The organism is Nocardia brasiliensis IFM 10847 (assembly GCF_000710915.1).
GTDB lineage: Bacteria > Actinomycetota > Actinomycetes > Mycobacteriales > Mycobacteriaceae > Nocardia > Nocardia brasiliensis_A.
Map to the genome: position 1 here is coordinate 1 of NZ_BAUA01000088.1, position 7,827 is coordinate 7,827.

Annotated in this window: 6 protein-coding genes and 2 pseudogenes; 7 read left to right on the top strand and 1 reads right to left on the bottom strand. The window is 68.7% G+C overall.

Features of this window, described 5'->3' with window-relative positions; genetic code table 11:
- Positions 1–130 precede the first annotated feature (130 nt).
- Positions 131–613 carry a cation:proton antiporter regulatory subunit gene (locus NBRGI_RS19050; RefSeq protein ID WP_029898160.1) on the top strand — a complete coding sequence of 161 codons (483 nt, stop codon included), beginning with the start codon at positions 131–133 and terminating at the stop codon, positions 611–613.
- Positions 614–617: 4 nt separating this feature from the next.
- Complete coding sequence (locus NBRGI_RS19055) at positions 618–1,802, top strand: cation:proton antiporter (RefSeq protein WP_029898162.1); 1,185 nt, start codon at positions 618–620, stop codon at positions 1,800–1,802.
- Here the strand turns inward: NBRGI_RS19055 and NBRGI_RS19060 are convergent.
- On the bottom strand, positions 1,792–2,550 hold the full coding sequence (locus NBRGI_RS19060) for a rhomboid-like protein (protein ID WP_195092563.1): 759 nt from the start codon (positions 2,548–2,550) through the stop codon (positions 1,792–1,794). The two genes, NBRGI_RS19055 and NBRGI_RS19060, sit on opposite strands and share 11 nt — an antisense overlap.
- Before the next feature lie 172 nt (positions 2,551–2,722).
- On the opposite strand from NBRGI_RS19060, the gene eat reads away from it, so the two are divergent.
- From eat to NBRGI_RS19080, 5 genes and pseudogenes are all read left to right on the top strand, one after another.
- The gene (eat, locus tag NBRGI_RS19065; RefSeq protein ID WP_029898166.1) at positions 2,723–4,132 is read left to right on the top strand and encodes an ethanolamine permease; all 1,410 of its coding nucleotides are present in this window, start codon (positions 2,723–2,725) and stop codon (positions 4,130–4,132) included.
- Positions 4,129–5,538 carry an ethanolamine ammonia-lyase subunit EutB gene (locus tag NBRGI_RS19070; protein WP_029898168.1) on the top strand — a complete coding sequence of 470 codons (1,410 nt, stop codon included), beginning with the start codon at positions 4,129–4,131 and terminating at the stop codon, positions 5,536–5,538. The genes eat and NBRGI_RS19070 overlap by 4 nt, the downstream gene beginning before the upstream one ends.
- A gap of 62 nt (positions 5,539–5,600) precedes the next feature.
- Positions 5,601–5,951 (top strand): annotated as a pseudogene (locus tag NBRGI_RS46475) (ethanolamine ammonia-lyase light chain EutC); the annotation flags it as partial.
- Between the two features lie 270 nt (positions 5,952–6,221).
- Positions 6,222–6,899, top strand: a pseudogene (locus NBRGI_RS43960) (ethanolamine ammonia-lyase light chain EutC); the annotation flags it as partial.
- 324 nt (positions 6,900–7,223) lie between these two features.
- A complete protein-coding gene (locus NBRGI_RS19080; RefSeq protein ID WP_148310874.1) occupies positions 7,224–7,553 on the top strand; it encodes a hypothetical protein in 330 nt (109 codons plus the stop codon).
- Positions 7,554–7,827: the final 274 nt, after the last annotated feature.

Consider the following 7,827-nt stretch of genomic DNA (forward strand, 5'->3'; position numbering starts at 1 on the left):
CGCGCGCCGTTCCCGGAATCTCCGTCCATTGCCGCACGCTTCCATCTCAGCACAGCCCTGACCAGGCGCCATCCGCCGAAGTGATGACCGCACCGGCGGACGGACGAGACCTCGGTCTACGCTGGAGTGTGTGAATGTCGACGTCACTGCGCTACCCGGAATTGGGGTCCGAAAAGACTTCGAGGTGCGGTCGGGCCGCCGGATCGGCGTGGTCGCGCATCGCGACGGCGACATCGATCTGATCGTCTCCAAACTCGACGATCCGGACGCCTGCGCGGCGCAGATTCCGCTGAGTACCGACGAGGCCGCCGTGCTGGCCAACCTGCTCGGTGCGCCCCAGCTCGTGGCCAAGCTCAACGACGAGCACAGCGATCTGCCCGGCATCACCACCCGGCAGATGGCGATCGCGGAGGAGTCCCCCTACGCGGGTCGCACCCTCGGCGAGACCGCGATGCGCACCCGCACCAAGGTGTCGATCGTCGCGGTGATGCGTGCCGGGCAGTTGCATCCCTCACCCGGACCGGATTTCACCTTCACCACGGGCGACCTGCTCGTGGTGGTCGGTACCCCGGACGGCCTCGACGCGGCCGCGAAGATCTTGACCCACGGCTGAGCCCGTGACCGAAACCGCGCTCGCCCTGATCGAGCTCGGAGCGATTCTCTTTGCCCTCGGCATGTTCGGGCGGCTGGCGGGGCGCTTCGGGATGTCGCCGATCCCGCTGTATCTGCTCGGCGGCCTCGCGTTCGGCCAGGGAGGCTTCATCGAACTCACCGCCGCCAACGAATTCGGCCACGTGGCAGGCGAAATCGGCGTCGTGCTGCTGTTGCTGCTGCTCGGCCTGGAATACACCGCACCGGAACTGATGACCGGACTGCGCCGCTCGTGGGCGGCGGGTCTGGTGGACATCGTCGCGAACGCGACGCCCGGCGTGGTGGTGGCGTTGATCCTCGGCTGGGGACCGATCGGCGCCGTCACGATGGGCGGGGTCACCTATATCTCGTCGTCGGGCATCGTGGCGAAGGTGCTCGACGATCTCGGGCGGCTCGGCAACCGGGAGACACCGGTGATCTTGTCGATCCTGGTGTTCGAGGACCTGGCGATGGCGGTGTACCTGCCGATCCTCACCACCATCCTGGCCGGGGTGAGCTTCGCCAGCGGACTCAAATCGCTCGCCGTCGCGCTGACCGCGATCACAGTGGTGCTCGTGGTGGCACTGCGCTACGGGCGCTACGTCTCGGCCATCGTGGACAGCAACGACCGCGAGGTGTTCCTGCTCAAGCTGCTCGGCGCGGCGCTGCTGGTGGCCGGTGTGGCCTCCGCGTTGAACGTGTCCGCGGCGGTCGGGGCGTTCCTGCTCGGCATCGCGATCTCCGGATCGACCGCGCACGAGGCCGCGAAACTGCTGGAGCCGCTGCGTGATCTGTTCGCGGCGATCTTCTTCGTGGCGTTCGGCCTCACCACCGATCCGACGGCGATTCCGCCGGTGCTCGGCTGGGCGGTCGGGCTGGCCGTGGTCACCGTGCTGACCAAGGTCGCGACCGGCTGGTGGGCGGCGAGCAGGCAGGGCATCCGGCGGATGGGGCGCGCGCGGGCGGGCGCGGCACTGGTCGCGCGTGGGGAATTCTCGATCGTCATCGCGGGCCTGGCGGTGACCGTGGGTGGGGTCGACGGTCAGCTGGCCGCGCTCGCCTCGGCGTATGTGCTGTTGATGGCGATACTCGGGCCGATCGTGGCGCGGGTGGTGGAACCGGTCGTCGGGCTGGTGCAGCGGCGCGCCAAGCCCGCTGTGCTCACCGGCTGACCGGAACCGGCTCTTTCGCCGCCGTGCGCCGCTGCACCCAGCGGCCGAGCAGCGTCGCCAGCGCGCCGACGACGAAGCCGATGGCGGCCCCGCACAGGTGGCCGTAGTCGGTGAAGGTCGGCCCGATCCACAGCGCCGCGACCAGGACCACGGTGAGCGTGCCCGCCCACAGCAGCCGGACCGGTCCGCGGAACCGGAACGCCATCGCGGCCAGCACCGCCGAAAAGCCGTAACTGGTACCGACGTCCGCGGCGACCGCCACCTTCAACGGGATGACGCCGCGGTCGATGGCGTGCGAGATACCGGTGACGGTGAGCAGCGTCGCGCCGATGTGCCCGGTGGCGAACAGCACGATCCAGCGGCCGGTGCCGAGCCAGCGTTCGGCGTAGGCCATCACCACCAGGAAGCTGACGATGGTGGTCCACGGGAACCCGCCGTCGGTCCAGAACGCCGAGGCGACCAGCACCTGCACCGGGTTGTGGCGCATGTTGTAGAGATTGGTCGAGGCGGAGAAGATCAGCCTGCGCTCCACCGAGTCACCCACACCCCGCAGCGTCCACCACGTGACGAACAGGGTGAACGCATAGGCGGTGCTGGCCGGGGCCGCGCCCAGATGGGTGCGGATCGCGGGGAGGACACGGCGCACCAGCGCGGGACGGCGCAGCCAGTCCCACGCGGTGCGCAGCTCGGTCCTGAGGTCGATGGTCTGAGTCCAGGGCGACCGGAACTGGACCGGGGAGGCAACCACCAGCCAAGTGTGCCGTGTCGTGCGGACGCAGGCACGCGACCCGCCCGGCGTGTGCGCTGCGTCACCGGCGGCGAGGCGGCGTCCGTAACCTCGTTTCACACCCGGGCAACATTCGCTGCCAAGAATTGGTCCACCGACCAAACGGTATGTGGATGAGGAGTGCGCTGCGTCTATGACGATCGAGGACATGAAGGTCACCGCGGGCGCGGACTATCTGGCCAAACGCACCCTGCGCTCGGGCTCTGCGGGGTGGGTCCTGCTCGCCGGGCTCGGCGTCAGCTATGTGATCTCCGGCGACTACGCGGGCTGGAACAGCGGCCTCGCCGAAGGTGGATTCGGCGGGTTGCTCATCGCGACGGTGCTGATCGCGGGCATGTATCTGGCCATGGTGTTCGGCATGGCGGAGCTGTCCGCGGCGCTGCCCGCGGCGGGCGGCGGCTATACCTTCGCGCGGCGCGCGCTGGGGCCGTGGGGCGGATTCGCCACGGGCACAGCGGTTCTGCTGGAGTACGCGATCGCGCCCGCCGCCATCGCCACGTTCATCGGCGGTTACGTGGAATCGCTGCACCTGTTCGGCGTCACCGACGGCTGGTGGGTGTATCTCGGCGTGTACGCGCTGTTCATCGGGGTGCATCTGACCGGGGCGGGGGAGGCGCTCAAGGCGATGTTCGTGATCACCGGGATCGCGCTGGCCGGTCTGGCGGTGTTCGCGGTCTCGGCGTGGGGGCGGTTCGAGGTCGGCAAGCTGACCGATATCCCGGCGGATCCGGATGCGCTCGGCAGTTCGTCGTTCCTGCCGTTCGGGGTGTTCGGCATCTGGGCCGCGGTGCCCTTCGCGATCTGGTTCTTCCTCGCCGTGGAAGGGGTGCCGCTGGCCGCCGAAGAAGCGCGGGAACCCGAGCGCAACGTGCCGAAGGGCATCATCAGCGCGATGCTGGTGCTCATTGTGACCGCGGCGACCGTGCTGTTCCTGGCCACCGGAGCCATTGGCGCACAGGCTGTTTCGGCGTCGGGTAATCCGCTGGTCGAGGCGCTCGGCGACAGCGGTGCGGCGACGGTGGTGAACTACATCGGCCTCGCTGGGCTGGTGGCCAGCTTCTTCTCTATCGTCTACGCGTACTCCCGGCAGACTTTCGCGCTGTCGCGGGCGGGCTATCTGCCGACCCGGCTGTCGGTGACCAACGCGCGCAAGGCACCGGTGCTGGCGCTGATCGTGCCCGGCATCGTCGGTTTCGCGTTGTCGCTGACCGGCGAAGGGGCGATGCTGTTGAACATGGCCGTGTTCGGCGCGGCACTGAGCTATGTGCTGATGATGGTGAGCCACATCGTGTTACGCGTGCGTGAGCCGGACATGGCGCGCCCCTATCGCACACCCGGCGGGGTGTACACCACCGCGTTCGCGCTCGTGATCGCCTGTGCCGCAGTGATCGCCACGTTCCTGGTCGATCCGGTCGCGGCGGCCTGGACGCTCGGCGCGTTCGTCGTCTGCATGGCGTACTTCGGCCTGTACAGCAGGCATCGGCTTGTGGCAGGCACGCCCGATGAGGAATTCGCCGTACTCGCCGAGGCGGATGTCGCATGACCCGCTACACGCAGCAGCTCGGCGGCGTCACCTACACCTTCGACGGGCTGGTGGACTTGCTCGCCAAGGCCACGCCGCAGCGCAGCGGAGACGAGTTGGCAGGCTGCGCCGCGACTTCCGACGCGGAGCGGGCCGCCGCGCAGTGGGCACTGGCCGACGTGCCGCTCACCCGATTCCTCGACGAACTCGTGGTGCCCTACGAGACCGACGAGGTCACGCGGCTCATCATCGACAGCCACGATCGCCTTGCGTTCCACACTGTTTCGGCGCTCACCGTCGGCGGATTCCGGGACTGGCTGCTCGCCGTCGCGGCGGGACCGGGTGCGGCCGCGATCCTGCGGGCGGTGGCGCCGGGGCTGACGCCGGAGATGGTGGCCGCGGTCAGCAAGATCATGCGCAACCAAGATCTCATCGCGGTGGCGCGAGCCTGCGTGGTGACCGCGGGTTTCCGTACCACCGTCGGGCGACCCGGCACACTGGCCACCCGGCTGCAACCGAACCACCCCACCGACGACCCGCGGGGCATCGCCGCCGCCACCCTCGACGGGCTGCTGCTCGGCTGCGGTGACGCCGTGATCGGCATCAATCCCGCGACGGACGCACCGCAGGCGACCGCCGACCTGCTCAACCTGCTCGACGAGGTCAGGACGCGGTTCGACATCCCGACCCAGTCCTGTGTGCTCGCGCACGTGACCACGACGATCGGGTTGATCGAGGCGGGTGCGCCGGTCGACCTGGTGTTCCAGTCGGTGGCGGGCACCGAAGGGGCCAACGCGGGCTTCGGTGTGACGCTGTCGCTGCTGCGCGAATGCAACGAGGCAGGCCGGTCGCTGCGGCGCGGCACGGTCGGTGACAATGTCATGTACCTGGAAACCGGTCAGGGCTCGGCACTTTCGGCCGGAGCGCACCTGGGCACCGGCGGCAGGCCGGTCGACCAGCAGACGCTGGAGGCCCGCGCCTACGCCGTCGCCCGGGAGCTGGATCCGTTGCTGGTCAACACCGTTGTCGGGTTCATCGGGCCCGAATACCTCTACAACGGCAAGCAGATCATCCGCGCCGGCCTCGAAGATCACTTCTGCGGCAAGCTGCTCGGGCTGCCGATGGGCGTCGACGTCTGCTACACCAACCACGCCGAAGCCGACCAAGACGATATGGACACCCTGCTCACCCTCCTCGGCGCCGCCGGATGCGCCTTCGTCATCGCGGTGCCCGGCGCCGACGACATCATGCTCGGCTACCAGAGCCTCAGCTTCCACGACGCCCTCTACGCCCGCCGCGTCCTCGGCCTGCGCCCTGCCCCCGAATTCGAATCCTGGTTGTCCGGACTCGGCATGATCGATGCCGCAGGGCGCGTCCTTCCCGTTCCGCCGCTGTCCTCGCCGTTGCGTGCGCTGGCGGGTGCGTGATGAAGGTGGGAGATGGTGCGCGGCAAGGGGTTGATGGGCGGCGAGTGGGTGAGGAGAGTGAAATGGGGCGGAGTGTCTCGGTGGCAGGCGACGGAGAGTGTGCGCAGTGGGAGTCGCGGGATCGGTCGGGTGCGGCGGAAAGTGCTGCCGAGCAACAGTTCTGGCAGGAGTTGCGGCGTAGTACGCAGTCGAGGATCGGGCTGGGGCGCTCCGGTGACGCGCTGCCCACCGCGCGGGTCCTGGAATTCCGTGCCGCGCATTCGGCCGCACGCGACGCGGTGCACACCCCGCTGAACCTCGGCGACCTGACCAGTCGCGTCACCGCCCTCGGCCTGGGTGATCCGGTGCACGTCCGCAGTGCGGCTCGCACCCGAGCGGAATACCTCCGCCGCCCGGACCTCGGCCGAATCCCCGGCGAATCCGCTGTCCTCACAACGAGTTCGGGCCAGGCAGCACACGATACAGCCGAGGGTGCAACAGGTTCGGTGCCTCGGTCGACCGCTGACTCAGCGTCTGCTGCGGTAGCTTCGGAGTGCGCTGTCAGCGCTTCGATACCAGGCGCGGTGATTGATTCGGTGCCTGCTGCCGATGCTTCGGCGCAGTGCTCGGCGGTTGAGGTAATGCTCGCTGCCACGGCACCGGTGCAGTGGGTGGCCGCTGACTCAGCATCTGCTGTCGGGGCTTCGGCGCACAGGTCGGTGGTTGACTCAGTGCCCGTTGCGGGGTCCTCGGTGCAGTCGGCCGCTGAATCGGCCTCTGTCGGCGCGGCTTCGGTGCTGCGGCCGGCCACTGAAGTAGCGCCCGCGGTCATGGGCGGGACGCGACGATCGGCCGTTGAATCCGGCACGGAGGGTGTGGGCTCGGCGCCTCCTTTGTCCGCGGTGCCCTACAGCGGGGCGGAGATCGGGTTCGTGCTGGCGGACGGGCTTTCGCCGCGCGCCCTCGCCGACCACGGCGTACAAACACTGGCCGCCCTCATAGCCGAACTCGCCCCGCACTATTCGCTCGCACCCCCGGTGATCGCGACGCAGGCCCGTGTCGCGCTGGGCGACCACATCGCCGCGGCGATGGGCGTCCGCACCGTCATCGTCCTGATCGGCGAACGCCCAGGTCTCTCGGTAGCCGACAGCCTCGGCATCTACCTCACCCACCGACCCCGCCCCGGCCGCACCGACGCCGACCGCAACTGCATCTCCAACATCCACCCGCCAGACGGCCTCACCTACACCCGAGCCGCAAAAGTAGCGGCAGCCTTGGTCACCGGCGCCCACCGCCTGGGCCGCTCGGGCGTAGACCTGAAAGACACCTCCCGCGCCGGCACCCTCGACTCCGCCGGCATCCTCGGCCTCGGGTCACCCTGAGCGCCACCGAGCATGACGCTGAACTGCGAAAAAGCCGTTCGCCCCGGCGATTCTGCAGCCGTATCGTGGTGCCCGAGCCGGTAACGGAGGTGTGATGGCCTAGGGGCTTGGTCGGGGCGTCGCGGACGGGAGTGTCAGGGACGCGGGTTGATTCGCGGTCGGTGCTCGAGATTCGGGTGAAGTGGCGGTGAAACTCGGGGCGGTGAGGGTGGGGGCATGTTCGAATTACGAAGTCGTAGGGTCGTGTTGGGGATTGCGCTGGGCGCTCTGCTGGTTGGAGTCGCGGCTGCGCCGGCACAGGCGACCAGGCACGTGTTTTCCGAGGTGGACACCAGTCCGGGACAGGTGGGCTGCATTCTCGATGATCAGGAGGTGTTCTGTGTGGTGCACGGGTGGGCGATCACGCTGCCCGGACCGAAACCGGACTGCGGCGGCTACGGGCCGTATCCGAAGTTCACGTTGCGCAATCAGGGGCCCGCGGAGGCGAGCTACAGCTGTACCCAGATCGTCATGCTGGGGGAGCGATTGCCCTTCCGCAAAATCATCGCCAGTGACGCGATCACCTGCACCGGACTGCCGCGCGAATCAGGCATCCAGTGCGTGAATGCCGAGTACGGGTTCAATGTGTCGCGGACCAGGTACACGCTGCGATGAGTGGGGGCCGATCGGGCTCGGCTCCGTGGAGCGGTTCGCTCAGTAGCCACGTCCACTGACGCGGTTCGACGGGCCCGTCCGGAGTGCTGCCTCGATCGGCGCTGCCCGGACGCGCCCGCCGACACGCGAGTTCAGTGAGCGCCACGAGCTGTTGCGCGCTGCACAGCTATTCGCGTGCCGCGCCCGTGTTGGTCTGCCGCGCAGGTCTTCGCTTGTCGCGCCTGTGTTTGCTTGCCGCGCCTGTGTTTGCTTGCCGCGCCCGTGTTGCCTGCCG

What these genes read in the sequence shown, in the direction of transcription:
- NBRGI_RS19070 (WP_029898168.1), top strand. Translation starts at nt 4,129, where the DNA reads ATGACCCGCTACACGCAGCAGCTCGGCGGCGTCACCTACACCTTCGAC.
- eat (WP_029898166.1), top strand. Translation starts at nt 2,723, where the DNA reads ATGACGATCGAGGACATGAAGGTCACCGCGGGCGCGGACTATCTGGCC.